This is a genomic window from Planctomicrobium aquicomposti (genome assembly GCF_051466325.1).
GTDB lineage: Bacteria > Planctomycetota > Planctomycetia > Planctomycetales > Planctomycetaceae > Planctomicrobium.
The window spans coordinates 386,088-412,033 of the sequence record NZ_CP195792.1; the positions used below are offsets into that span (position 1 = coordinate 386,088).

The following is a 25,946-nucleotide window of genomic DNA, read 5'->3' on the forward strand; positions in this document are numbered from 1 at the left end:
ATGCTGTCCCCGGCGGAAAAACGTCTCTGTCTGCTGCGGCGGGTGCTGGCGGTGTTCACAGCGCTGCTCCTGTCGTCGACCTGGCGACTGTGGATCGAACCCCCTGCGTTGCTGAACCCGCAGATTCCCTGGATCGACTGGTTCTGCACTGCTCCGCCGTGGCTCGATCTGGCCGCACTTGGTCTGCTGGGGATTGGAATCTTCAGCATGCTGGGGGGAACGTCCGCACTGCGGACGACACGGTGGTCAGCGTTGCTGTACCTGCTTGGAATGTCGACGCTGGTCGCCTGCGATCAGCATCGCCTGCAGCCGTGGGTCTGCCAGTTTCTGTCGCTCGGCGTGATTCTGATGCTGGCTCCGAACGCCATCGGTCTGCGTTGCTGGCGCTGGCTCGTCTGTGCGATCTACATCTGGTCCGCGTGGTCCAAGGTGGATTTCAGTTTTGTGCAGTCACACGGGCAGATGCTGCTGAACGGCCTGACGGAGTCGCTGCACATCGACACGGCACTCTGGTCGGAGAATCGACGACAGGTGGTCGCGGCCAGTTTTCCCGCAGGTGAAATGCTGGTCGGGCTGCTCCTCCTGTTTCGCAGAACAAGATTTGCCGGACTGGTCCTTTCGATCGGCATGCACCTGCTGCTGATCTGGACGCTGGCCGTCGGCCTGAAGCATGAGGCGGGGGTCCTTGTCTGGAATGCGTTTTTTATCGTGCAGAACGTGCTGCTGTTCCGCGATCCGGCGATGGCGACCGCTCAGAATGCTTCACCGGGCCGAAGAAGCTTGCCCGAACTGGTAGCCCTGACCTTCACGACACTCGTGATTCTCCATCCCCTGGGAACTGCGTGGGGCTATTGCGATCACTGGCCGGCATGGGAAGTTTATGCCTCGCGCCCCGAACAGGTGCGGATTCTGCTTCGCCGGGATGTAGCTGATCAATTGCCGCCGGAGCTACGCATGCACCTCCGGGAATCAACTCCGTTCGATGAAAGCGTTCCGTTGAATCTCGACAACTGGGCCTATCGCGGCCGACGTTGTCCGATTTATCCCCAGGCCCGCTATCGGCTGGCACTCGCCCTCGCTCTGCTGGACGGTCAGATTCCGCAGGATGGTGTCCAGGTGCAGGTTCTCTCTTCGCCGCAGCGATGGAACGGCCAGCGGCAGCAGACCATGCTGAGCGGACTCGATGCCCTGCGTTCCGCCTGCGAGCGATTTACGATCAATACCCGTCCGCGGACCGTTGGTCCCCCACCCGCTGCGCCGGGGGATTGACTCCGGGAAGGAGAGTGTGCAGGCCCCCGCGGCCGTTGCTCCCGTGGCTTTCGCCGAGTGGGGCTGAGACCCCGGCGAAGTCACGGGCCTCACTTCGAGACGAGCTCAAAGTTGAAGACGTTTTCTCCCGGCTCGACGGTTCTTCGCAGTTCGGAATTCAGATTGTACTTGGCCGGAATCGTTTCGGGATGATCGATTGTCAGCGTGCTGATCCGCACGATCACGGGGCCGACCAGTGCACCGGCTGTGGCGGGGGCATACTCCATCACGTATTCCCCGTTCTCATTGGCGAGTCCAGCCGCTCCCCGTCCCGGACCTTCGGGCTCCAGTGTCACCTGCGCCCGGGGAACCGGTTTGCCGTCCATGGTCACCTGCCCCCGGACACGTCCAAGCTCTGGCCCGTTTCTCCCGCAGCCCGTCAACGCCACGGTCAGAACCAGAGCAGTCATGATCAAGATCGGCTGCGACAACGGAAGTTTCATGACAGGCCTGTCCTTTGAATTCAGTATGGGCACGTTTCGTCCGTGCAGGGATCGTGAGGGGTCAACGTCCACATCCTTGACGGTGAGCGCGACAACTTGAATGGGGCTCACGGCTGAAAGCGGTCTGTGGCAGCTTCCGTTTCCGCAGCGCGGCGCCCGCAATGATCGATGCGGGGCACCGCCCTACAGGAAACGTGATGAACCGATGGTACGAGAATTTTCCCGGACTTCATCTGCTCCTTCTCGTCGCGCGGCAGTGAGCATTTTTTCAGGCGAAACGCCGGCTGCCCGTAGGCTGGAAAGAGCAACCTGCACTCGTGCGAATCTCACTGACGTTTGGGGTCCTGGCGGCGGAAAACAAAGCGTTCTACAAAGATTTCCCACGCAAACGCCGCCACACTTCCCCGGGATCGGGGCTAGAACTCGCCGGTGGCCAGACCTTCATCGATTCCCAGAATGCGGGAGTAAACCCGAAAATTGGCGACGGCGAAGTTGCTGGTGGCCCGTGAGGCATCGATATTCTCGCTGATGAAGCGGACCGAGCCATCCCCCATGACGAACTGCACTCCTCCATCATGGGTGCTGGCGAAGGAATGCCGACCGATGCGCTGGCAGTCGGTGTTGATTGCTTCCGGAGGATTCATCACGTTGTCCCCACCCCCCAGCACGGTCATCAGGCCGACCGTCGTATTCCCTCCCGTGTCTCCGGGGGGTGTTGTTGGCAGGTTGGTGACATTGGTGCAGGCCCACCAGTGTGACCCCTTCTGGCACCAGGCATTAGAAGCCCCGTACACGACTCCCCGATGCTCATAGGCCCGTTCGCCGACAGCGACTGTATTGCTGAGACCATCGGAGACATCACGAATCCTGACACACAGCCCGCCACGATTCGGCATCACGTGAGTGGAGCGGGTGAGATGCGCCCCTCGACCGATGGCACCAAACATTCCGTTATTCCACCGATTGGTATTCCCGACCTGTCCGCTCGCGGGAATGCTGCCGATGGTCGGCCAGAGTTTTCCGGCTCCGTTGTTGGCCACGTAGTTACACATCGGAAATTCAACCCGCGTAATCGGAGAATCGGTCTGGAAGACCGGATACTGCGGGTTGCGCTCTGCACCGATATCGCTGGGGCAGCGAAACACAGGGACCGGCTTTTCAAGGGCGTTTCTCTTGTCGATGTCCTGCAGGGCCCGGCCGAGTGAGGACTGGTCGTCCCCCGTGCCGTAAGAGCCGACCCCCGGCTGGATCAGGTTGTAGATTGGGGCCATTTCCAGAAACGGAGCAATCAGCAGCGTCCAGGCGACATTCGGCCGACGTCCATACTGGGCATCATCATCCGGCTGATCCCACACCGTTCCCGGGGGAAAGCAGCCATGCGTTGACTCGTAATTGTGCAGTGCCAACCCGATCTGCTTCAGATTGTTTTTGCATTGGGAGCGACGAGCCGCTTCCCGCGCCTGCTGCACCGCAGGCAAGAGCAAGGCGATCAGGACCGCGATAATCGCGATCACCACCAGCAACTCGATCAGGGTGAATCCCCTGACCCCTGTGTTCAAGATCCGGCTTCGCGAAGTTGACATGAGGCATCCTGTTCAAAAGAAGAAAAGGATCAAACCTGAAGACAGGTTGAAAGCTCTCACGATGTCGTGCGGGAAGAAGCTCTGTTCAGAGATCGCTCGCTGGGCAGGTCTCGATCACCGGAAATGATCTGGAAGAAATGATCGAATGAATCGGTCGAATAAATTCGAGGAGCGCCAGAAGCATATTTAATGTATATATAATTGTCGGTGGATTACTTGTCAATTCTGAAAACGTCCCGCTGCCCCTTCACCTGCTGTTTGTGCGTTGTCCCCTTCAATTCCGGTCCCCTCTGGATGCGTCGAGGCCGAATAGATCGCATGGTCGGTGAGGTCGTGCAGGGCTGCTCACTTTGTTACCGTCGCGATCCTCGCCAATCGGGCGTTCTGACTCTGAAATGCCCGTCCGCGCCACGGGTCAGTCAGCGCTGCACCACACGAAACGCTTGTCGCGCGGGCACAAGACAGAGCAACCTGCTCTAAAATCGGAAACCGAACTCGCAATCAATTGCGGCGAGACGTATTTCCTGTCAGGTGTGTCCGCTCGTGAAGGGATCGGCCCATCATCCGGCATGAAATTCCGTTGACGCACCCAGAGGGCCCTTGTGAATCCTTCCGGTCCGACAATGACGCCCCCCCGGGAAAGCCGCTTCCCGTCTGGAAAGCCTCGGTGGACAAAGTCTGTGGAGAGTCGTCCATCGCAACTCCCCCCTCGTCACTCTGCGTTCCGGAATGTCATTCGGGTGCTGGCGGTTCTCGTTGTCGCCAAGACCACGGTGGCGGTGCTGTTGAGCTATCGCGACTACTTTCCTCCCCAGTTCAATCGAGGCTTTTTGCAGGGGCGGGAAGACCATTTTTACGGGGTCTACCATCTCGCGTTTTCTGCACACGTTCTGGCTGGTCCCCTCTCCCTGGTACTCGGCCTGCTGCTGATCAACGGTCCGCTGCGAGTCCGATTCCCCGCCTGGCATCGACGACTGGGTCGGCTGCAGGGAATTGTTGTGCTGCTGTTTCTGGTTCCCGGAGGACTGGTGATGTCCTTCTATTCCGCTGCCGGTCCGTGGGCGGGCCTCGGCCTGTTCTCTCTGGGAGTGGCAACAGCCGTCTGCATGCTTCTCGGCTGGCGATCCGCACTGCAGCGCCAGTTCAGTGAACATCGATGCTGGATGGTGCGCTGCTTCGCCTTGCTGATGTCAGCTGTGGTGATCCGTGTTCTCGGGGGCCTGGGGACGCTGCTGCTGGTCCAATCGGAATGGTACGACGTTGCGAACTGCTGGATCAGCTGGCTGCTTCCACTCGTCGCCGCCGAACTGGCCTGTCGACACCGAGGGGTCACCGGTTTCGACTCTCTCTGATCTTGTGGGGGGGCAAGTTTCCGGGGGGATGCATGGGAGTCGGCTGGCTCGCCGAAGCCGGCAAGTGGATCTGTGACAGTCGACACGTGTCCGGGGGAGAAACGACCTGAGTCTCCGCGAACCTTTTTCCAACGGCATTCTCCTTTGTGATTCCCCATGTCCCGTCGGCGGGAGCGATTGCTGTCGACTGTTGCCAACTCTCTTCCCTCTGATACGCTCAGGAAATGAATCAGCCGACACTCTCACCCACATCTCTGCCTGTCCATTTCAGTGACCGCCGCGAATACACCCGGGATCTCGCGATCAGCTTTCTGATGCAGCAGGCTGTCGAAAATCCGCAGGTGATTTCTCTGGCTGCCGGTCTGGTCGATCCGGAAACGTTGCCGGTCCAGGAAGTCCAGCAGGCCTGTTCGCAGATCTTCGGATCGGGATCCTCCGGGAAGCTGGCACTGCAATACGGAACGACCCCCGGTAATCTGCGGCTCCGTCGTCTGCTGCTGGAACATTTCGCGCAGCTGGAGCATTGCACTCCCGATGACTTGCGGGTGGGCGTGGATCAGGTGCTGCTGACGACCGGCTCCCAGCAACTGCTGTCACTCGTCTGTGAAGTGCTGTTCAATCCGGGCGATCTCTGCCTGCTGGCGGGGCCGACCTATTTTGTCTTTGCAGGCAATCTGAGCGGCGTCGGCGCCCGGCCGATCACGATTCCGACCGACAGTGAGGGCCTCATTCCGGCGGAACTGGATGCCGCGCTGGATCGTCTCGATCAGGAAGGGGAACTCCCCCGGGTGAAGCTGATCTACCTCGTCAGCTATTACGACAATCCGTCAGGCACCTGCATTTCCGCTGCCCGTCGACAGGAGATTGTCCGGATTGCCCGCAAGTGGTCGCGGACTCATCGCATTCTGATTCTGGAAGATGCCGCCTATCGGGAACTGCGTTATGACGGTGAAGAGTTTCCCAGTGTCTGGTCCTGCGATGAACAGCGCGATCTCGTGATCTATGCCCAGACCTTTTCCAAGTCGTTTTCACCGGGAGTGCGGGTCGGCTACGGGATTGTCCCGCCCGATCTGGTACAGCCGCTGTGTGACCGCAAGGGGAACGAAGACTTCGGCTCTTCCAATTTGACACAGCACCTGATGGCGAACGTGCTGCAGGGGGGGCTGTATGAATCGCATCTGGTCGAGGTCCTGAATGGATACCGCCGGAAGCGGGATGCGATGGTCGCCGCGGCGCATCGGTATTTCAGCCACCTCCCCGGTGTCAGCTGGCATGAACCGCACGGAGGTCTCTACGTCTGGATGTCACTGCCCCCTCACATTGAAACCGGATTCCACAGCCATCTGTTCCAGACCGCCGTCAATGCCGGTGTGATGTATGTGCCGGGTGAAATCTGCTATGCGAATCCGGTCGGTCGACGACCCTCCCATCAGATGCGATTGAGCTACGGCGTGCAAACCGTGGAAGGGATCGATGTGGGGATGCAGCGGCTGGCGACCGCGGTCTCGGAGGTGCTGTCTCAATCCGCCAGCGCCTGAACGGGGACTTAAGTTTCGGCGGGATGCTGTGATGCCGGCTCGGAGTTGTGCGACTCCCCTTCGAGTTGCAGCCCGAGTGCCTGCATGGTCGCCCGCACCTGCTCCAGCGTGCGACCCGGGGGGCGGGCCCGTTGACTCCGGCGGTTGCCGGTCGCGTTGAGGACCGTCCGCTGACCGACGGCAGCACTCTCGAGGACCACCGGTTGATCGCTCACTTCCTGCCAGACGGCCTGCAGATCACGCACGTTGACCGAGGCCTCGACCACGACGACCAGCTGGGCAGGAGAAGTGAGCGGCAAGCTGCCGATGCTGCTCACGGCTGCGGCGACAGCGGGGGCCGAACTCTCCTCCACGCTGACAATCACGGCATGGGCAAAACGCCCGAAGCGGGGAAGATGCAGGTCCACGATCGCCGGCTGCCATAACCGCAATAACTGCAGCGCGAGAAGTTCCGTCAGTGCGGAAGTGCAGCCATCTTCCTGCGTGGCGAACGAACGAATCGCCGCGGGGAGCAGCGGATTGGCCCGATGCGTCAGGGCGGAGAGCTGCACGATCGGCAGGTCTGTTCGCTCACGCAGAATGCCCGAGCGGTCGGCGAGCACTCCCCGTCCTGCGGCGGGTGCCGGATCGATATAGCCCTCGAGGACCAGTTCTGCCGATGCGGGCAGATCGAGTTCTACCGAGCGTCCGCGAATCAGACTGACACTCTCATTTCGCAGAATTCCTGCGAATAACCAGGGATCCAGAAATCGGGGAATGGGCAGCGTGGCGGCGTAATCGCAGAGAGGATCGCCCCCGAGCGTGATCGCCACCGGCAGCTGACGATGCGCTGCCTGACACTCCTGCAGCAGTCGATAGCTGGGGCTGCTGCGCTGCCAGTGGAGTTGAACGGTATCCTTCGCCAGGATTTCGACCGGGACCGATTCCACGCTGACTTTGCCATCGGGGCCGGCAACGATCGTCTGCGCGGCGGTCAACGCCCGGTTCGATTCCCCTTCCCAGCTCTGGAGCGCGGGAAGTTCGCCCAGATCGAGATCCTTGCCGAGCTTGATCACCTGCTGGCACAGCCCGCGACGAACGACCCGCGGCGCGAAGCGGGCTTTGTCACCCGCAGCTCCGGCGGCCAATCCAAACGTCCAGTCCCGTCCCGTGGGAAACGGATTGAGCGCCTGCGTCAGCCGACTGACCACTTCTCCCAGCGAGTCCGCTCGAAGGGCTCGCAGAAACCGGGGAAGACTGCCGAGCAGATTGGTCACCACGGGAATATCGGAATTCTGGACCCGTTCAAACAGCAGGACCGGACTTGCTTCGCCACTGAACTGCACGAGCTGCTCGGAGAGTGCTGCGAGCTCATAAACGGGGTCGACTTCGGCGGGAATCCGGATGAGGTCTCCGGAATCCGCAGCTGCCTGCAGGAACTGGGTCAGGTCTTCAAAGGCCATGAGTCGTCAGCAAGAAGTCCGGGAATGGGGGATACGGCTGCAGCATATCGACAGTCTGTTCGACTCGACAGCGGAGAGTCAGTCGCGAAGCCGGAACAGCTGCTTCAGCACATCGAGCAGGCTGTGGGGCGTTCCGGTCCGGGCTTCTTCGCGCAAGGCTTCCAGCGGAGGATGGAGCAGCTTATTGACGATGCGCCCGATCGATTTCTCGATGATCTGCCGCTGACGGTCATCAAGTTCCGGCAGCTTGCGGTACAGCAGCTCCAGTTCCTGCCGGCTGATGTCGTGCCAGTGATCCCGCAGACGTTTGACCACCGGCCCGGTCGCCTTGTGATAGACATCCTGCATGAAATTGGCGGTCTCTTCTTCGATGATCGCCCGGGCCTTCTGCACTTCATGCGCCCGCCGCTGCCGGTTCGCCTCGCAGGTCGCTTCGAGATCGTCGATGTTGTACAGATATATCGCGTCGTCGAGCGTGCCGACCGCTTCTTCCACATCGCGGGGCGCCCCGAGGTCCAGGATGAATACCGGCTTTGACCCGGTCGCCTTGCGGACCTGGCGAAACAGCTCCGCCGTGACCACCGGCCGATCGGCCCCGGTGGTACAGACAATGACATCTGCAGCCCGCAGGAGCACGGGCAACTGATCCCAGCCATGAGCCTCACCGCCGAACTGTCCGGCCAGCGACTTTGCCCGTTCGAGGCTGCGATTGCAGACGATGATCCGGCAGACCCCCTCATCTTTCAGATAGGTCAGCGTCTCGGAGGCCATCTCGCCTGCGCCGAGGATCAGGACGCATTTGTCATCGAAGCGGTCGAAAATACTTTTCCCGAAATCCCCGACCGCCACGCTGGCGATGGAAACCCGTCCTTCAGACAGACGCGTTTCGGTGCGGACCCGCCCCGAGACCGCCATCGCCCGCTGAAACAGAGCGTTGGTGAGCGGTCCATTGGCTTCGCTGGCCATCGAGATTTCGTAGGCCGACTTGATCTGGTTCACGATCTGGCTTTCGCCCAGCACCATGCTGTCGACGCTGGAGGCGACTTCAAACAGATGCCGGACCGCCGCGGGCCCCTGACATTCGAGCAGATCGTTCGTGAACTCGTTAACCGGCAGGTGATGGAAGTCGGAGAAAAAGTGGACGAGCTGGTCGTGCGTGGGGGCGTCGGCGGGGTCTTCCTGCGCGCTATAGACCTCCACACGGTTGCAGGTGGAGATCACCACATGCTCCGACTTCGGAAAGCGGGCCCGCAGCTCATCATAGGCTCGCTCCAGTGATTCCTGTGAGGGAAACGACAACTGCTCCCGCAGGGCGAGATCAGCTGTCCGGTGATTGCAGTAAACAACCTGAACGTTCATGGTTCTGTTGCAGCCCTTTCAGGCGGCCCCTCCTCCATGAATCCCGTCGGCACTCAGCACTTTAATCACCAGCAACGTCACCAGCAGAAACGCACAGGCCCAGATGGTTCGCCACGCCACCGTTCGACCAACCGGTCGACGGGCGGCGAGCAGCCAGCCAAACAGGACCGCCATCGCCACCCAGATCGTCGCATTAGCGGCAAAGGCGATGTTCACCAGATTTACGGGATGGTCCCCTCCTTTGGAAAGGTGGGTCATCCAGAGTCCGCTCGCCATTCCCAGTGTCAGCATGGGGACGGAAAATATCACCAGCCACCAGTTGAGGCGGCTGAGTCGCTCTAGACTGAAGAGATGCAGCGCGGGCAGCTCCAGTCGTTTGTGTTTCAGACGATAATGCTGCACCAGATACATCAGGCTGACCAGCAGCGCCAGCGACACCCCCAGGATGCCGAAGACCCAGAATGAGGCGTGTAGCATGCTCCACCAGCGCAGCTCACCCACACGAGGATTGGGAGCGGTGTTCACAAACTGCGAAGTCACCACCAGTACCACCACGAGCGGCAATGCGAAGATGCCGATGGCAAGATCCCGGTTCCAGAGCTGAATGCCGCAAAACATCACGACGATCAGCCAGGCGGAGACCAGTAGCCAGTCGTGCGTCGACCCGAGCAGCGGCGGAAGGGAATGCTGCCCGCTCCGGACCACCAGATAAATGGTCTGGGCGACCAGTCCCGCCAGTGACAGAATCACCGTCCCCCAGCGCAGCACATGGCTGCGGCGCAGAAACTGCGTCGCTTCCAGCAGCAGGGCCAGCACGTAGCAGGCCAGGAAGCAGGTGACCGATACTTTCTGTAAATCCATTTGCCGCAGGAGGTAAAGTGCCGAAGCTCACGGCTTTCGGGAGAATGGGAGGTCTGCGACCGGGGGGATCGAGATTGTCTGTCCTCTTATGATTCCTCGGTTCGGCAGCGGCGTCAACATTGGGGAGGTGTTCCGTCCAGATTCGGGAAGCCCCGGCTCGCTGCTCGTGGAGACTGCGAACGGGGCCGCGCTTCTCCCTTTCAAATTCCCAACTCCCCGGGAAATGCCATCTCGACGACAGACTGGACAGCGCTAGTAATTGAATCTGAGGCATTCTTCTATCCTCTTTATTCTTGTCATTTGCGAGGAATCGTGCATGTTTCAGATCTGGAAAAGGTGCGGCCTCCCGGCTGCCTGTTTCAGCCTGCTGGCCGGGTATGCAATGGCGGATACGGTCGTGCTCATCAATGGTGACCGTGTGCAGGGGGACGTTCTCGGGGTGAACAAACAGCAATTGCAGCTGCGCAGCGAACTGCTGGGAGAATTGGCAATTCCGCGCAGTAAGGTCCACTCAATCTACTTCGGGGAAGGAGGACCTCTCCCGGCGACTGCCCAGCCGCAGACATCGGTTCCGAAGACCGGGGATGCACCCCCATCGGCGACCACTCCCGAACAGCTGCTGGAAAAACTGACCGGGAAAGCCCTCTCCCCATCAGCCGCGGATCGGGATGGCAATCGTCAGTTGCTGGAGTCACTGCAGCAGCAGGGATTGAATCCCCAGGCATTGAAAGAAGTGGAGCAGTCTTTTCCGCTGTTGGCGGTCCCGGAGGTCAGCGAACACTTTCAGAAGAACCTGGGTGGCCTGATGAGTGGCAAGCTGGATCTTCAGGATCTTCGCAAACAGGCTATCGAAGCCCGCGACCTGTTGAATGACCTGAAGCAGGATCTGGGCCCGGAAGCAGCCGCACTCAGTGGCTACTTCAGCATTCTCGACAAGTTCATCAACGAGACAGCGCCGGCCGACGAGCCTTCGGCGTCCACACCGGCAGAGAAGTAACGTCTTTTCAGCGTGTGGTCGGGCCCGTGGCGATGCGTCTGCGGGTCCGGCCGTTGTTCCGGTGCGTCGTGCGTTCTCTGAGCAGACTCGCCCGCTGTGGAGACGGCCGGTCACCTGCCGGAGCAACTTGACCTCTTCCTATTGAACCATTCCCGCCGCGCGGCGGCGAGCCTTTCATTACCGGCAATGCTTGCTGCACAGGGACGGCAAAAACCAACCCGTTTCAGCGGGCCCAGCTCGGCTCGGCAAACAACTGGGCGACCGGCATGGAGAAACCGGAGAGAACCGGATCGCCTGAGAGCGTGTCTTCTGCCGAGAGCCGCTGGTTCTTCCCCTCACGAGGGATCACCACATGCACCGATTGCTGCTGGGGATCGATCAGCCAGACGACCCGTGTGCCGTGCTTAATATAGACGCTCAGCCGCTCGCTGATGTTTCTGCGCCGATCACCGGTCGTCAGCAGTTCTACAATCAGCGCCGGGACTGTCTCCGTATATTCCTTGTCCGCTTCGGCGAACCGGCTCCCTTCCAGGAAATAACTGGCTGCCGGAAAGAAAATGGAATCGGGCTGTCGCTCGACCCACAACCCCAGGTCAAAACAGGGATAGCCGTTCAATGTGGACTGAACATACCCGGCAAAGGCCTTGGAGAGATTAAGGACAATCGTTCCATGATCCAGATCAGGCGGCTGCAGCGAGACCGGGACTCCACGAATCAGTTCCGACCATTGCCCGGCATCCGGCAGATCCGCACGTTGTTCTGAGAATTCTCTCGCGGTCATGCTGCGCTGGATCATGGACTTTCCCTGAGATAGATGAACGCGTGACGGAAACTCCCAGTTTATGAGCAGGTATTGCTGAGGAAAAGTGGCCGGGAACGTCGATCACAGGCGACAAGGCCGCAGAATCGGGAGAATCTTCGCCGGACGGCAACGTGAACGGGAGAGCAGACTTCCCGTCACATCACCATTTCTGGATAAGTCGGTTCCCGGGTTTGCCACCCCTTGTGTCCCGAGGGCGGCATTCCGATGATAAAGCCCGAACACGAATCTGCCTCAAGCGGGGCAACCCTTCCTTCTGATCCATATCTATTCCACATGAATTCGATTGCTGACCAGCTGCATGATCTGATGTCCCGTCGCATTCTCGTGATCGACGGGGCCATGGGCTCCCTGATTCATGAGCATCATCCGACCGAAGAAGATTATCGGGGCAAACTCTTCGCCAAGCATCATATCGATCTCAAGAATGCCAGCGATGTCCTCTGCCTGACCCAGCCCGACATGATTGCCGGGATCCACCGCCGCTATCTCGAAGCGGGGGCCGACATCATCGAAACCAACACGTTCAATGCGAACATCATTTCGCTCGAGGAGTTCGGGCTCGGAGACTATGTTCGCCAGATGAACAAGGCGGGGGTGGAACTGGCCCGCCGTGTGGCCGATGAATTCACGAAGCGGAATCCCGATCGCCCCCGCTTCGTCGCCGGCAGTATCGGCCCCACGAAGATTCAGCTGTCGTTCAATGCCGATCAGCCGGGGCATCGTCCCGTCACGTTCGACGACATGGTCGAATCGTATGCCGAGCAGGTCCGCGGTCTGCTCGACGGGGGTGTGGACATTCTGTTGCCCGAGACCTCCTTCGACACGCTCAACATGAAAGCGTGCCTGTTCGCGATCGACAATGTCTTCAAGGAACGGAACACCAGCGTGCCGGTGATCTGCTCCGGAACGGTCTTCCTGGGGGGAGTCACGCTGACCGGTCAGACACTGGACGCCTTTCTGGTGTCGGTGGAACACTTCCCGCTGTTCGGGATGGGCCTGAACTGTTCGCTTGGCCCGAAGGAAATGCGCGGCTTCATCGAAACCGTGAGCAACCGGACCGACGCCTATGTCAGCTGTTATCCGAATGCCGGGATGCCCGACGGGATGGGTGGCTTCAATTCGAACCCGGCCGAGTTCTCTGCCGCCATCCGGGAATTCGCCGAGCAGGGCTGGCTGAATATCGTCGGGGGTTGCTGCGGCACCACGCCCGATTACATCAACGCGGTCGCCAAAGCTGTGGACGGCGTCGCGCCACGCGGCCGTCAGAAGCACCCGCGGCAATCGACGTACAGCGGAGCCAAGCTGTGTGAGCTGCGGCCCGATTCCAACTTCATGATGATCGGCGAGCGGACCAACGTGACCGGGTCCCGCAAATTCGCCCGGCTGATCAAGGAGAAGAAATACGACGAGGCCCTGCAGATCGCCAAGGAACAGGTGCAGGGAGGGGCCAATGTCATCGACGTGAACATGGATGAGGGGCTGCTGGACAGCAAGCAGGAAATGGTCCACTTCCTCAATCTGCTCTCCGACGAACCGGGGGTCAACGACGTTCCGGTGATGGTCGACAGCTCAAAGTTTGACGTGCTGGAAGCGGGGCTGAAATGCCTCGCCGGCAAGGGGATCGTCAACTCGATCAGCCTCAAGGAAGGGGAAGAGAAATTCCTTGAGCAGGCCCGGCTGATTCGCAAATACGGTGCGGCGGTCGTGGTGATGGCTTTCGACGAAACCGGACAGGCGGTCACCGCCGACGACAAGGTCCGGATCTGCAAGCGGGCCTACCAGCTGCTGATCCACAAAGCAGGGTTTCCTCCGGAAGACATCATCTTCGATTCCAACATTCTGACGGTGGCGACCGGGATGGAGGAACACAACAACTACGCGGTCGAGTTCTTCGAAGCGGTCCGGCGGATCAAGCAGGAATGTCCGGGGGCGAAGACCTCGGGCGGCGTGAGCAACGTCTCCTTTTCGTTCCGAGGCAATGACGTGGTCCGCGAAGCGATCAACGCCTGCTTCCTGTACCACGCCATCAAAGCCGGTCTCGATATGGGAATCGTGAACGCCGGACAGCTGGAAGTCTACGACGAAATCCAGCCCGAACTGCGTGATCTGATCGAAGACGTGTTGCTCAATCGTCGTCCCGATGCGACCGAGCGTCTGCTGGAATATTCCGACCGGATCAAGTCGACCTCCAAAACCAAAACGACCGAGACGGTGGCCGAGTGGCGCAACGGAACCGTTGAAGAACGTCTGAAGCACGCCCTGTTGAAGGGCATCACCGATTTCATCGATCAGGATACGGAAGAGGCCCGGCTGAAATACGGCCGTCCTCTGAATGTGATTCAGGGTCCGCTGATGGACGGCATGAGTGTCGTCGGCGAACTCTTTGGCGCCGGAAAAATGTTCCTGCCGCAGGTGGTGAAGTCCGCCCGTGTCATGAAGAAATCGGTCGCCTATCTCGAACCGTTCATGGAGGCGGAAAAAGCGGCTGCTGCCGCCGCCGGTGAAGCCTACAACGAGCAGACCAGCCGGGGTGTGATCGTGCTGGCGACGGTCAAAGGTGACGTGCACGACATCGGCAAGAACATCGTGGCGGTGGTCCTGCGCTGTAACAACTTTGAAGTGGTCGACCTGGGGGTGATGGTTCCGACGGAGAAGATTCTCCAGACCGCCCGGGAACGCAACGCGGATATCATCGGCCTGTCCGGACTGATCACGCCGTCTCTGGAAGAGATGATCCACGTGGCCAAAGAGATGCAGCGGGAAGGCTTCACCATCCCCTTGCTGATCGGAGGAGCGACCACGTCGGCCCGGCATACCGCCGTCAAGATCGCGCAGCACTACGAACAGCCGACCATTCACGTCATCGACGCTTCGTTGTCGGTCCCGGCGGTGGAATCGCTGCTGGATCCCGCCGGCAAAGCGGCGTACGTGACGAAGGTCCGCGCGGAGCAGGAGCAGGAACGGTCCCGGTTCGATCAGCGGATGTCGCGCAATCTGGTCTCGTACGAAGAGGCCCTCTCCCGTCGCTTCACCTGCGACTGGCAGAACGTCGAGCTCCCGCAGCCCAGCCAGTTCGGCACGGTGCAGCTGAAGGACTTCCCGCTGGAGAAGCTGGTTCCTTATATCGACTGGTCCCCGTTCTTCATGACCTGGGAGCTGAAAGGGAAGTACCCGAAGATCTTCGAAGATCCGCAGGTCGGCCCCGAAGCTGCCAGACTCTACGACGATGCCCAGAGTCTGCTGCAGCGGATCATCCGCGAGAAACTTTTTGTGGCCAACGGGGTCTACGGCTTCTGGCCGGCCAATACCATTGGCGACGACATTGTGCTCTGGAAGGACCGGGACTCCCGCACGGAACTGACACGCTTCCCGATGCTGCGACAGCAATGGGAACGGGTCGGGCAGAAGGATTTCCGCTCGCTGGCGGACTACATCGCGCCGGTCGAATCCGGGCGCGTTGATTCCATCGGGGCGTTTGCCGTCACCACCGGACACGGCTGTGACGAACTGGCGGCGAAGTTCGAAAAAGAGCATGACGAGTACAACTCGATCATGACCAAAGCCGTCGCCGACCGATTGGCGGAGGCGTTCGCCGAGTACCTGCATCAGTATGTCCGGACGCAGGTCTGGAAATACGAAGGGACCGACGACCTGAGCGCTGAAGAGCTGATTGACGAGAAGTATCGCGGGATCCGCCCGGCATTCGGATATCCCGCCTGCCCGGACCACACGCGGAAACCGGCGTTGTTCGAGCTGCTCGACGCCACCAGCGCCACGGGAATCACATTGACCGATTCCTACGCCATGTGGCCCGCAGCGGCGGTCAGCGGTCTTTACTTTGCCCATCCGGACGCCCGGTACTTTGCGGTCGACCGGATCACCAAGGATCAGGTGGAAAGTTACGCCGCTCGGGCCGGCATGTCGCTGGAGCAGGCGGAACGCTGGCTGGCTCCCAATCTGGCGTATTGAGAAAGCAGCCGCATCGACTGCGATTGCCGCAATGCTCAAATGAAAGAACGCTGTGCCGCCTGACCAGGGCACAGCGTTCTTCGCTTGGCATGTTTTCGGAATGTCGTGCGCGGGATCGAGACCACTCTCTCAGAACACGGCGGTGGCGATTCCGGCCATCAGCCAGTGGTTGATCAACGCCGGACGGGAGAGTTCCCGGTCCGCGGCGATCGAAATCTCCAGGCCCGCTTCTTCCAGGGCATCGATCACGGCGAATTCGTCAGCTTCCGTCGGCGGTTCGAGCAGCAGCAGTCGTCCGGTGGCGAATGCCGGAATCGGGGGGAGCAAATTCGGCCATGTCTTCGGCAGGCTGCCGCAGATGATGCTGCCGAGCATTGGCAGGCTGTCATCGAGTCCGGACTGTTGCAGCAGAAACTGTTGCAGGGCGATCAGCGCTCCCTGACCTTCACCCAGCAGCGTGATACGCTCGCTGTGCACATTCCAGTCTGCCTGCACGGCAGCCAGGCCATCCCGTAGGACCGCGACCGAGGCATCAGGACGATGCGACATCCACCGGTAGCGACCAGGCATGCCGAGCGTGCCAGGCAACGAAGCCCGGACACCCAGTCCCAGGAAGTTCTGTTCGCTGATCCGGGGGAACCAGTTCCAGAGATCCCGCTCCGAGCGATCGTTGTCGTGGAGGTAGACCACGAGCGGATAGGCATAGCTGGCGGTGTAGGTTTCCGGAGCGAACAGCGACAGGCCGGTCATCTCCGGATGCTTGAGCGCTTCGCGCCAGCGGGCGGATTCGACAGCCTCGCCCCCCTCGCCGTGGAGCGGGCCGGGGAACATCTGCTCTTCACGAATCAAAGACCGATGCCACATGCTGAACTCCTCCTTGTATTCCGGGCTCACGGGGAGCGCCGACTCCTGGACTCTTCGCCGCTGACGGGAATCACAATCTCCGATTGCTTTCCCAGGAGCAGATCCATGTTCAATAGCTTCCCCGGACAGGCTGTGGCTTTCAAGTCGCCGTGCCGCAGCAGCTGTTCATCGGTCAGCTGAAATTCCTGTTTCAGGTCGCGCACCAGCGTGCGCAGGGTTTCCAGTTGTGCCTGTGTGGGACCGGCCTGTTCGAAATTTCCGATCAGGCAGATGCCGATTCCGTAGTCATTAAACTGCTTCTGTCCGGCGTGGGCGCCGCTCAGCTGGTTCTCCCAGCGGAACGTCGGCTCCACCCGACCGTCACCCAGACCGTTGCCATTTCCGATCACGAAGTGGTACCCGATTCCCTGCCAGGGACGTCCCTTGGAATCGAGTCGCTGACGATGTTCTTTGTCGATGCTGCTCACGCTTCCGGAGGTCGTGGCCGAATGGTGGATGACGACGTATTTCCAGTTGCGATAAGGAGTTTCTGGTTCTGAAAAGCTGCGAGGTGAGACGTTGACGTGTCGTGCGGTCGCGGTGGGATTTCGCTCCTGAGCGGGCAGTCCGGGAGCGCCTGTCGTGAATCTGATACCCAGTACCATCATCACACAGCAGAGACGCAACGCGTGCAGCCGACTCAATTGTGAAAGGTGTGTCACGAAGCGGGTTGTAGGACTGGTCCCCCGCGGGTGTCAACGCGATTCATCCTGAATCACCGATGCACCGGCAGCAACCGGCAACCATTGCCCGTTTCCTTCCGATGCCCGGTTTCTCGTTCTCCGGATCTCGCACCGCGATGCGCGACCCCTGACGACCAGGACTCGAACGGACGAACGGTCAGCGTGCGTTGATCGCGCACAGACATGTTCTGAACGATGGCATCGATCAATGTCCGAATCGACTGCGCGACAGCGTGCGCAGCTGCTCGTTCAACAACCACCTCTCGTCACCGTGCCGATGCGTCGAGTTGTTGATGGCACGGTCGTCATGAGGTCGACATCGATCATCGATCTGTGTGCGCTGAGTGGAGCGTCGAGCGCGCAACGTCTCCCATTCTTCGTGACGTGAAGCGCGCACTCGCGTCGATTTCGACGTTCAAACTCAGCGTGGAGACGTAAAAATTTTGGTCGTTCCAAAAAAAAATCTGAGCAAGTTTGCAACGCCCTGCTCAGCAGCGCGCGGTTGCTGACATCATCTGTGAGGAGAGAGGTGATGTCGGTGTCGGATGTCGATCGGTTGGTTCATGCAGAGATTGAAACCGGCCTCGTGATGGGTCTCTCCATGTCCTGCGGAAGCTCGTTCTGCAGTGTCATTGAATGCGACTCATCTCGAGCTTTCGAGAACGCCCCCGATCGAAGCGAGGATCCGAAGAATGACACTTCATGCACTTCTTCCCGCATGCTATCACGACTGCCGGTTTCACTGAAACCGCATGTTTTCTGCGGTGAAATGAGTGTCGACGGTTGGGGTGCCGCTCACGAATTCAAGCCGCGTGCCGTCGACGTCAGCTGTCAACGAGCTCTGCTTTCGAAACCGCAGCAGAGCTCGACAACGTCAATCAGAAGATGACAATGCACCGCGCTCACTGACTTGTCGCGTGGCGAGCGCGTCGGCTGCGCAGCGGCGATGACAGAGACGGGCATCGTGTTTCAGTTGCCTGCAGAGACCGTGTTGAAATGAGCGCACTGACGCGCGCTGACGCGTGTCGAACTGACTCAAAAAGTCGATCGATGTGATTGAAACAGCGGAAATTTGGGTTGCATCTGTTAGTGGTTTTCGTACTATTTGCCGCAAGTTGTTGCTGGAGTTGAAACTGAGTGGGTCGACTCGAAATGAATCGCGAAACGCAGCCTTCAACATCAGCAAGCCGCTCACCACGGTTGGTGAAGTCGGAAAGGATTCGGCGTTTGCAGGCGTCTTCCATTTTGCCCGGTAGCATCGGAATGGCGTCGCAAGTGTGAGGGACTCTTGGAAGGAGGAGTTTCTAATGGCTAAGAAGAAAGCAACCAAGAAGGCAGTGAAGAAGGCAGCCCCCAAGAAGGCTGCAAAGAAGAAGGCTGCCAAGAAGAAGGCTACGAAGAAGAAGGCGTAACTCTCTCACGAGCGTTACCTTATTCTCAAGACGGGCGAGTCAGGAATTCCTGACCCGCCCGTTTGCTTTTAAGGGACCTCGCTTCGCTCGAATGGCTGCAGGCTCCGCGCAGAAGAAAAGCCCTGCGGCGGAAGCAGTCCATCACAGGGCCCGAGTCATTTTGATTCACCACGGACGAACGGCTAGAGCATCTTCGCCTTGGATCAACCCGTTCTCGTCACGCGGATTCTTCAGTTCACACGCCCGCTGCTCGGGCACAGGCAAGAGCAGCCTGCTCTATCGAATCAGAACGACCTTGGTTCCCAGCCGGACCAGCAGCTCATCCCCTTCTCCCTGCTGACTCAGCAAATCGTTCTCCGCCTTGGAGTTTTGCTGAATGATCGCAAAATATTCCGGCGAGAAACGCTGCACCACCTGATACTTCTCCCGGTCCTTGTCCAGATCGATCGATGCGGTTTCCGGCGTCATCAGCAGCTTGCCGCGGCGGTACATCGTCTGGGTTCCGACATGGAAGACCCGCGCCTTCGCTGGTGCCGGAGAAGCGTCCTGCTGGAACACGGCTCCCGGACGACGTGGCTGCGGGCCACCGCCGAGACCGGGGGGACTGAAGGCCCCATCCCCCGAGTAGGCCTGATTGGCCCCTTTGAACATCGACTTCATGCTCCGCTGCTCGAATCCGGACTGACCGCTCGCTTCATTGAGCTGGGTCGTGCTTTGAGTGGCCCGCGCCTGATTCGCCGTCGAAGCCATCTCGGGACGAACGTTGTCATCCGCCAGAAATGAGGTGTAAGGGGTTAGAATGCCGTGCTTTGTCGAGAGCTCGACCAGTTCCGCAATCAGCTCCGGGTTCCGGCCATTCAGATCGATCTCATCGATGATCTCACCAATGCGGCGGGTCGCCCACAGCTTCTCGATGAATGAATTTGTGCGATCCGCGCTGGTCCCTGCGAAGCTTCCTGTGAATTCGTAGTCGCGCGGTTCGCCGCTCACCTGTCCACGCAGGCGGATGCGGGTTTCCCCACTCTGTTTGTACCGTCCCACAACGACCAGTTGCTCTCCTGCGAACAGGTCGAGAGCCCCCGACGGATAGACGCGATTGACCGGCGACTCGGTTCCGGCGATTTCGAACCGCACCGTGGCGTCAGTCAGAATCGGGGAGCCGATCCGCTGAAAGACACGGGCCACAACCGCTTCCAGATCCTCATCCGGTCGGACATATTCCGAGATCCCACGGTTCTCGCGCGACAGCCGGTCGAGGAGCCGGCTGTTGACGTCGTAGCCCACGCCAAACACCAGCAGCCGGGCCCCGATCGTGTTCGCCTTGCGGACCGCTGCGGCGATCTGGCTTTCGTTGGTGACCGAAGCCGTCGGGACGCCATCGGTCAGAAAGAGCACGAAGTTGGGACGTTTGTCATCCTTCAGCTGCCCCAGGGCCTGCAGGGCGGCATCATGGATATTGGTCGAGCCTCCCGCGAAGAGCGACTCCACAAATCCTTCCGCTGCCTTGCGGGATTCCTCGTTGAAGGATTCCAGCTCCGGTCGGAAGGAGGTGACCTGGGCGTCGTAGGAGAGGATGTTGAAGAGGTCCCGTTCGCGCAGATTCCGCAGCACAAATTTGGCCGCCTCCCGCACCTGTTCGATTTTTTTGCCGGACATGCTACCCGATTTATCAATGACAAAACTGATCGTCTTCGACTGTGGCTCCGTCCGGGTCGCCTGCACATCGGGAGTTGCCAGCAGCAGAAAATAGCCGTGGTCTTCTCCCTGCGGATGGTACGTGAGCAGGGTCGCGTTCACCGTTCCGGAACGGGCATCGAAGAGCAACCGGAAATCCTCTTTCGGGACACTGTTCTGTTTTTCGTAGGTGATGACCGCCCGCTGTTCGCCGTCCCGTTTGATGTCGACAGGGTGGGTTGGACTGTAGATGTTTTTGAGCGGGGTCTGGCTGTCGAGTGTCAGTCGGAACTTCAGCTGCTCAATCGGCTTGGATGTGAATTTGGCGGTACTGAGCGGAAACAGAAAATCGGTCAGAGACTGATTGCGGCGCAGCAGTTGGCTGTAGTGAATGGTGACGGTCCGTTTTTCCCCCGCCGGAATCGGGAAAACGCTCGTCTGGAACATGCCTGTGCCGATCCATTCGAGGAGTGCGGGGTCCCGCTGGGAACGGACGATCGCTTCGTACCGTTCGCGGGCTTCGCTGGCCTTAAGCAGCTTTGCGGGGTACTCCTTGCCATTCACCATGAGGGTCAGCTGATCAATCGCGCCATCGTAAGGGAGCGGAAACACCAGCTGCGCTTCGATGGTCCCTTTGCCGGAATTCACGAAGGTCTGCGAGACCTGAACGCTGGCGACTTGCTCGCGGATGGCGGCGTCGACGGTCAGGCTCTCGATGTGATACGTCTGTTCGGGGGGACGCGGAACAGGTCGAGGGAGTGGGATGGGGTGATTTGGGAGAATCAGAATCGATTGTGCCCAGAGAGCGCCGGGGTTGAGCGCGAACACAAGCAGCGACCAGTACAGACCTTTCACAGGCAGACTCCTCGACAGAAGATCGAATGCCGGCATGGCGGCAGTCAGAAAGACAGATGCAGACGGGTGAACTCCACTGACAATGGACGGAGCCGAAACCGGTTCTGTTCCCGGAAAGGCCGGTGTCCAACGAAATTGAGGGGAAATACCGGACTCGATTTCTTCCCGTTTTTGCCCCTGCGGCGATCTGGAGCAGGGAGGGCCATCCTCCCTGTGCTTCGCTCCCCAATGCAGAATTGAAGTTTCCTGCAGTGCGGCGAGAACGGGGCAATCAATTTTCGAAGAACACGATTCCTGCGGACTTTGCGACGACTCCCCCCCTCTCGCTCTCGCGCGATTCGCAGGCTCAGAATTCGCGCCGGGAGCAGCCCGATCGAAACTCATCTGGCTCCGAATCTCCTTTGCCGGTACAAAACCGCCCCCATCCGAAGTTCCTTCCGTGGTTTTGACCCCGTGCTGACCCCTGTTCCCAGACTGATTCTGCCGGTCCTGCTGCTCTGCACCGCAGCCGGGAGTGGCTGTATCAACTCGACGAACACGATCATGCCTCGTCTTGGTTGTCAGCCCGCGGAATACCAGCGACGACAGGCCCAGGCCTTCGATCCGTTTCCGGATACCAAGATGGGCCCCGATGTCGGCTTTCGTCCGCTCGAGTTCCAGCAGCAGCGGCCCGAACCGATCCTTGCCAAGGACAACTTCGCCATCGGTTCGCTCAGTTCGCGGATGCGACTGGTTCCACAGACAGCTCCGCAGCCGGCTCCCACACTTGGTCCTTCTGCTCCGTTGCCCGCACCGACCGGATACCTCCCGCCGGGTCAGGCTTCACTACCGCCGCAGCATTACCCGGTCAGTCACGGTTATCCGCAGCAGCTCCCCCCCGCGGGAAGCCCCTACTACTCGGTCCCCGCTCAATACCCGGCGCCGGGCTATCCGGCGACTCGGTATCCTGCTGCTTCCTATCCCGCTGCACCGTATCCGGCAACGCAGTATCCGGCAACGCAGTATCCGTCGGCCCAGTTCCAGCCGATGCCCTACCGTTAGGGCCTTTTGACTTTAGATTGCCCGTCCTCATGCCGGATACGGTTCGATCGAAAATCAAAATGCTCTAGAATAGGTCCGGCGATGGAGGCTCTCCGTCGTTTGAAGACGGAGCTGACAGTGACGGCAGTTCCCCCTGAACGCCTGGCACTGCAACGCTCGACCAGCGACGGATTCGTGATGAAACTTCTCGTGTGCATCCCCACTCTGGACCGCTCGGGGGCGGAAAAACAGTTCGCACTCCTTGCCTCGCAACTCCCCCATGAGCAGTTTTCCGTCCGCGTTGTCGCGTTGACGCGCGGAGGCCCCTACGAAGAACTCCTGCACGAGCATGACGTTCCCGTCACCATTCTGAACAAACGCTGGCGGCTCGACCCGGCCACGATTCTCAAACTGCGGGAGATCATCCGAGAGTGGCAGCCGGACGTCCTGCTGTCCGGACTGTTCGCCGCCAACGCCACCACCCGGCTTGCCACTTGGGGAATGAAAGACCCTCCGCTGACCGTCATTTCGGAACGCTGTGTCGACTCCTGGAAGTCGGGCTGGCAAATGTGGCTCGACCGGAGACTGATCGGTCGCACCGATCAGCTGGTCGGCAATTCTCAAAGCGTGGCCGACTTTTATTCCGGACTCGGGTTCCCGCGAGACCGCATCACGGTGATTCCCAACGGCGTCGAAGTCCCTCCCGCTCCAACGATGTCGAAAGAGGAACTCTGTCGGCAGCTGCAATTACCCTCCGATGCGCAGCTGATCATGTACGTCGGTCGTCTGGCGCGGCAGAAGCGGATCCGGAATCTGCTCTGGGCGACACAGTTGCTCCGTCAGGTCAACGACCAGGCCTACTTCCTGCTGATCGGCGACGGCCCGGAGCGGGCGGAGCTGGAGTTGTATGCCGAAGATGTCGAGGCCCGCTCCCATGTCCGCTTTCTGGGACATCGCCCCGATGCCTCCTCGCTGCTGCATCACTGCGATGTGTTCTGGCTGGGAAGTGAATTCGAAGGGATGTCCAACAGCCTGATGGAAGCGATGGCCTGTGGTAAACCGGTCGTTGTCAGCGACATTCCTCCCAATCGCGAGCTGGTGACCCACGGCGAGCAGGGCTGGATCGCCAATCTGGGAGACAGCGTCGGCTTTTCGCAGTTCACGCTGCAGCTGCTGAATGACCCGCAGCTCGCCGACCAGATGGGCCAGTCGGGCCGGCAGCGGATGACATCGGAATTTTCGATCTCGCGGATGGTTGAACGCTATGCCGTGATGCTGCAACAGCTTCAGTCCGCGTCACGAGGACGGCTCTGAGGAATGTCCCGGGGGTGCCTTATTTCGAGAATCGGCCCCGATCGGTTTTAAACCTCGCAGTTGACGCGTTTTCCAGTCTCGCCTAGAACGCATGATTGCGGTTCCGGATGCAGGCGTTGCCATTCGTATCGGCGGCCATGCGGAACCTGAATTGAGTCTGTCGCGTCCTGCTGCCCAGGCAGTCTTCCCGACACGACACTGAATATCGAAGATTTTGATTTCCATGAACATTCTGCTCCCGGACGGAACTGTCAAAGAGTACCCCGCTGGCACCTCGGCTCTCGATATTGCACGCTCGATTGGCGAGCGGCTGGCCAACGCGACCATTGCCGCGGAAGTCGACGGACAGATCGTCGACGCCGTCCGTCCACTCGATGAAGCGTCCCCGGCCGATCCGATCCCCTTGCGGCTGCTGACCACCAAGGACGCCGCCGCTCTCGGCGTGCTGCGGCACTCCTGCGCCCACGTGATGGCCCGCGCGGTCATGCGACTGTTCGATGGTGTTGGTCTGGCATTCGGGCCGACCACCGGCAACGGGTACTACTACGATTTCGATCTGGCCACTCCGATCAGCGAAGAAGATTTCCCGCGCATCGAAGCGGAGATGGAAGCGATCGTGAAAGCGGGCGAGCCGTTCGAGCGGTTCTCGCTGAGCCGTGAGGAAGCGATCAAGTTTGTGGGTGAGCTGAATCAGGAACTGAAGACCGAACACATTCAGACCGGTCTGGCAGAGCATCCGACACTCAGCTTCTATCGGCAGGGAGAGTTCGTCGATCTGTGCCGGGGCCCCCACATTCCCGATGCCGGACGGATCAAGGCTTTCAAACTGCTCAGCGTCGCCGGCTCGTACTGGAAGGGGGACGCCAAAAACAAGCATCTGCAGCGACTGTACGGCACCGCGTTCTTCGACAAGAAGGACCTGCAGTCCTATCTCGATCAGGTGGAAGAGGCCAAACGCCGCGATCATCGCGTGCTCGGTAAACAGCACGGGTTGTTTACCATTACCAATGATGTCGGCCCCGGCCTTTGTCTCTGGCTGCCGAAAGGGGCCACGATTCGCGCCCTGCTCGAAGACTTCATCAAGCGGGAACTGCTGCGGCGGGGTTACCAGCCGGTCTATTCACCGCATATCGGCCGGGTCGAAATGTACGAGACCAGCGGCCATTTCCCCTACTACCGGGATTCGCAGTTCGCTCCGATCTTCAACCATCCGGCCGGTCAGCTGGTGGACTACTGGAAGCAGTCGCTGACCGGAAACGAGCTGTCTGAAAAGGCGGAAGCCGACTTTCTCGCTGCGGCGCAGGACATCGGTTGCCCGTTCCACGACTATCCCCGATCCAGCAACGACGACAAGGTTGCTTACCTGAACAAATGGGAAAAGCAACAGGAGCGGTATCTGCTCAAGCCAATGAACTGCCCGCACCACATTCAGATGTACAAGGCAGAGCCTCGCTCGTATCGTGATCTGCCGGTGCGGCTGGCCGAGTTCGGAACGGTTTACCGCTATGAACAGTCTGGCGAGCTGAACGGCATGCTCCGCGTGCGGGGCCTGACGCAGGACGATGCGCACCTCTTCTGCACTCCCGAGCAGGTGGAGCAGGAGTTCAAGGAGACCCTCGAACTGGTGAAGTTCGTGCTCTCCAGCGTCGGACTGGAAGACTATCGGGTCCAGCTGTCGCTGCGGGACCCGGCATCGGACAAGTATGTCGGTTCGACCGAACTGTGGGATCGTGCCGAGGGGACGCTGCGCAAGGTGCTGCAGGAATCAGGACTGAATTTCACGGAGCAGCCGGGGGACGCCGCGTTTTACGGACCCAAGGCGGACTTCATGGTCCGCGACGCCATCGGCCGGGAATGGCAGCTGGGAACCGTGCAGCTCGACTACAACTTGCCGGAACGGTTCAAGCTGGAATATGTCGGTGCGGACAACACTACCCACCGCCCCGTGATGATTCACCGGGCCCCGTTCGGGTCGATGGAACGCTTTGTCGGGATGCTGATCGAACACTTCGCAGCAGCCTTCCCCTTGTGGCTCGCTCCGGAACAGGTCCGCGTGCTCGGACTCAACGATGACATGCTGCCGTACTGCGAAGAGATCCAGCAGAAGTTTCGCGCAGCCGGTTTCCGGGTTTCGATCGATCGCCAGTCGGCCAACGTCAAGAAGAAGATCCGCGACGCGCAGCTGGACCTGATCCCCTATATGCTTGTCGTCGGAGCCAAGGATCGGGACCAGGGTGGTGTCTCGGTACGGGACCGGATCGATGGCGATCTCGGCTTCATGACGATCGACGCCGCGCTCAACAAGCTGGTGGCGGAGCGGGATGGACTGGTGATTCGCCAGGTCGTCAAGCGGACTTTCGGCGGGTTTGCCTCCGGCGGTGACGACGCTGGCAATGAGTACTGAGAGACT

18 protein-coding genes are annotated in these 25,946 nt (G+C 59.9%); 9 read left to right on the plus strand and 9 right to left on the minus strand.

Going from position 1 to position 25,946, the window contains the following annotated elements; genetic code table 11:
• Positions 1–1,269, plus strand: a complete 1,269-nt coding sequence (locus SH664x_RS01470) for a MauE/DoxX family redox-associated membrane protein (RefSeq protein ID WP_437204402.1) — start codon at positions 1–3, stop codon at positions 1,267–1,269.
• A gap of 89 nt (positions 1,270–1,358) precedes the next feature.
• On the opposite strand, the gene SH664x_RS01475 is transcribed toward SH664x_RS01470, so the two are convergent.
• Positions 1,359–1,751 (minus strand): carboxypeptidase regulatory-like domain-containing protein, encoded by a 393-nt coding sequence (locus SH664x_RS01475; RefSeq protein WP_437204404.1) that lies wholly within the window; start codon positions 1,749–1,751, stop codon positions 1,359–1,361.
• A gap of 416 nt (positions 1,752–2,167) precedes the next feature.
• Positions 2,168–3,334, minus strand: coding sequence for a DUF1559 family PulG-like putative transporter (locus SH664x_RS01480; RefSeq protein ID WP_437204406.1), 1,167 nt, complete (start codon positions 3,332–3,334; stop codon positions 2,168–2,170).
• A 680-nt stretch (positions 3,335–4,014) separates the two neighbouring features.
• Here SH664x_RS01480 and SH664x_RS01485 point away from each other — a divergent pair.
• Positions 4,015–4,686, plus strand: a complete 672-nt coding sequence (locus SH664x_RS01485; RefSeq protein ID WP_437204408.1) for a DUF2306 domain-containing protein — start codon at positions 4,015–4,017, stop codon at positions 4,684–4,686.
• A 224-nt stretch (positions 4,687–4,910) separates the two neighbouring features.
• Positions 4,911–6,224: a PLP-dependent aminotransferase family protein gene (locus SH664x_RS01490; RefSeq protein ID WP_437204409.1), complete on the plus strand. Its 1,314-nt coding sequence runs from the start codon at positions 4,911–4,913 to the stop codon at positions 6,222–6,224.
• An 8-nt stretch (positions 6,225–6,232) separates the two neighbouring features.
• Here the strand turns inward: SH664x_RS01490 and SH664x_RS01495 are convergent, their stop codons facing one another.
• From SH664x_RS01495 to SH664x_RS01505, 3 genes are all read right to left on the minus strand, one after another.
• Entirely contained in the window at positions 6,233–7,666 is a 1,434-nt protein-coding gene (locus SH664x_RS01495) for a UbiD family decarboxylase domain-containing protein (RefSeq protein ID WP_437204410.1), read from the minus strand.
• Between the two features lie 78 nt (positions 7,667–7,744).
• Positions 7,745–9,025, minus strand: coding sequence for a glutamyl-tRNA reductase (hemA, locus tag SH664x_RS01500; RefSeq protein ID WP_437204412.1), 1,281 nt, complete (start codon positions 9,023–9,025; stop codon positions 7,745–7,747).
• A gap of 18 nt (positions 9,026–9,043) precedes the next feature.
• The gene (locus SH664x_RS01505) at positions 9,044–9,886 is read right to left on the minus strand and encodes a hypothetical protein (RefSeq protein ID WP_437204414.1); all 843 of its coding nucleotides are present in this window, start codon (positions 9,884–9,886) and stop codon (positions 9,044–9,046) included.
• Between the two features lie 316 nt (positions 9,887–10,202).
• On the opposite strand from SH664x_RS01505, the gene SH664x_RS01510 reads away from it, so the two are divergent.
• Entirely contained in the window at positions 10,203–10,883 is a 681-nt protein-coding gene (locus SH664x_RS01510; protein ID WP_437204418.1) for a hypothetical protein, read from the plus strand.
• Positions 10,884–11,106: 223 nt separating this feature from the next.
• On the opposite strand, the gene SH664x_RS01515 is transcribed toward SH664x_RS01510, so the two are convergent.
• On the minus strand, positions 11,107–11,679 hold the full coding sequence (locus SH664x_RS01515; RefSeq protein ID WP_437204420.1) for a Uma2 family endonuclease: 573 nt from the start codon (positions 11,677–11,679) through the stop codon (positions 11,107–11,109).
• Positions 11,680–11,979: 300 nt separating this feature from the next.
• Here SH664x_RS01515 and metH point away from each other — a divergent pair, with 300 nt between their 5' ends.
• Complete coding sequence (gene metH / locus SH664x_RS01520; RefSeq protein WP_437204421.1) at positions 11,980–15,675, plus strand: methionine synthase; 3,696 nt, start codon at positions 11,980–11,982, stop codon at positions 15,673–15,675.
• Positions 15,676–15,804: 129 nt separating this feature from the next.
• Here metH and SH664x_RS01525 read toward each other — a convergent pair whose 3' ends face one another.
• The gene (locus tag SH664x_RS01525; RefSeq protein ID WP_437204423.1) at positions 15,805–16,539 is read right to left on the minus strand and encodes a hypothetical protein; all 735 of its coding nucleotides are present in this window, start codon (positions 16,537–16,539) and stop codon (positions 15,805–15,807) included.
• A gap of 26 nt (positions 16,540–16,565) precedes the next feature.
• Positions 16,566–17,186 carry a peptidoglycan recognition protein family protein gene (locus tag SH664x_RS01530; protein WP_437204425.1) on the minus strand — a complete coding sequence of 207 codons (621 nt, stop codon included), beginning with the start codon at positions 17,184–17,186 and terminating at the stop codon, positions 16,566–16,568.
• 283 nt (positions 17,187–17,469) lie between these two features.
• On the opposite strand from SH664x_RS01530, the gene SH664x_RS01535 reads away from it, so the two are divergent.
• Positions 17,470–17,649: a hypothetical protein gene (locus SH664x_RS01535; RefSeq protein WP_437204427.1), complete on the plus strand. Its 180-nt coding sequence runs from the start codon at positions 17,470–17,472 to the stop codon at positions 17,647–17,649.
• Positions 17,650–18,949: 1,300 nt separating this feature from the next.
• On the opposite strand, the gene SH664x_RS01540 is transcribed toward SH664x_RS01535, so the two are convergent.
• Positions 18,950–21,202, minus strand: coding sequence for a VIT domain-containing protein (locus SH664x_RS01540; protein WP_437204429.1), 2,253 nt, complete (start codon positions 21,200–21,202; stop codon positions 18,950–18,952).
• Positions 21,203–21,655: 453 nt separating this feature from the next.
• Here SH664x_RS01540 and SH664x_RS01545 point away from each other — a divergent pair, with 453 nt between their 5' ends.
• The 3 genes from SH664x_RS01545 (at position 21,656) to thrS (ending at position 25,940) form a co-directional block, all read left to right on the plus strand.
• Complete coding sequence (locus SH664x_RS01545; protein WP_437204431.1) at positions 21,656–22,243, plus strand: hypothetical protein; 588 nt, start codon at positions 21,656–21,658, stop codon at positions 22,241–22,243.
• A 177-nt stretch (positions 22,244–22,420) separates the two neighbouring features.
• Positions 22,421–23,536, plus strand: coding sequence for a glycosyltransferase (locus SH664x_RS01550; protein WP_437204433.1), 1,116 nt, complete (start codon positions 22,421–22,423; stop codon positions 23,534–23,536).
• 223 nt (positions 23,537–23,759) lie between these two features.
• Entirely contained in the window at positions 23,760–25,940 is a 2,181-nt protein-coding gene (gene thrS, locus SH664x_RS01555) for a threonine--tRNA ligase (protein WP_437204434.1), read from the plus strand.
• Positions 25,941–25,946 lie beyond the last annotated feature (6 nt).

Coding starts and splice junctions, on each gene's coding strand:
- SH664x_RS01470 (WP_437204402.1), top strand. CDS start 1: ATGCTGTCCCCGGCGGAAAAACGTCTCTGTCTGCTGCGGCGGGTGCTG.
- SH664x_RS01475 (WP_437204404.1), bottom strand. CDS start 1,751: ATGAAACTTCCGTTGTCGCAGCCGATCTTGATCATGACTGCTCTGGTT.
- SH664x_RS01480 (WP_437204406.1), bottom strand. CDS start 3,334: ATGTCAACTTCGCGAAGCCGGATCTTGAACACAGGGGTCAGGGGATTC.
- SH664x_RS01490 (WP_437204409.1), top strand. CDS start 4,911: ATGAATCAGCCGACACTCTCACCCACATCTCTGCCTGTCCATTTCAGT.
- SH664x_RS01495 (WP_437204410.1), bottom strand. CDS start 7,666: ATGGCCTTTGAAGACCTGACCCAGTTCCTGCAGGCAGCTGCGGATTCC.
- hemA (WP_437204412.1), bottom strand. CDS start 9,025: ATGAACGTTCAGGTTGTTTACTGCAATCACCGGACAGCTGATCTCGCC.
- SH664x_RS01505 (WP_437204414.1), bottom strand. CDS start 9,886: ATGGATTTACAGAAAGTATCGGTCACCTGCTTCCTGGCCTGCTACGTG.
- SH664x_RS01510 (WP_437204418.1), top strand. CDS start 10,203: ATGTTTCAGATCTGGAAAAGGTGCGGCCTCCCGGCTGCCTGTTTCAGC.
- SH664x_RS01515 (WP_437204420.1), bottom strand. CDS start 11,679: ATGATCCAGCGCAGCATGACCGCGAGAGAATTCTCAGAACAACGTGCG.
- metH (WP_437204421.1), top strand. CDS start 11,980: ATGAATTCGATTGCTGACCAGCTGCATGATCTGATGTCCCGTCGCATT.
- SH664x_RS01525 (WP_437204423.1), bottom strand. CDS start 16,539: ATGTGGCATCGGTCTTTGATTCGTGAAGAGCAGATGTTCCCCGGCCCG.
- SH664x_RS01530 (WP_437204425.1), bottom strand. CDS start 17,186: ATGATGGTACTGGGTATCAGATTCACGACAGGCGCTCCCGGACTGCCC.
- SH664x_RS01535 (WP_437204427.1), top strand. CDS start 17,470: ATGTCCGAATCGACTGCGCGACAGCGTGCGCAGCTGCTCGTTCAACAA.
- SH664x_RS01550 (WP_437204433.1), top strand. CDS start 22,421: ATGAAACTTCTCGTGTGCATCCCCACTCTGGACCGCTCGGGGGCGGAA.
- thrS (WP_437204434.1), top strand. CDS start 23,760: ATGAACATTCTGCTCCCGGACGGAACTGTCAAAGAGTACCCCGCTGGC.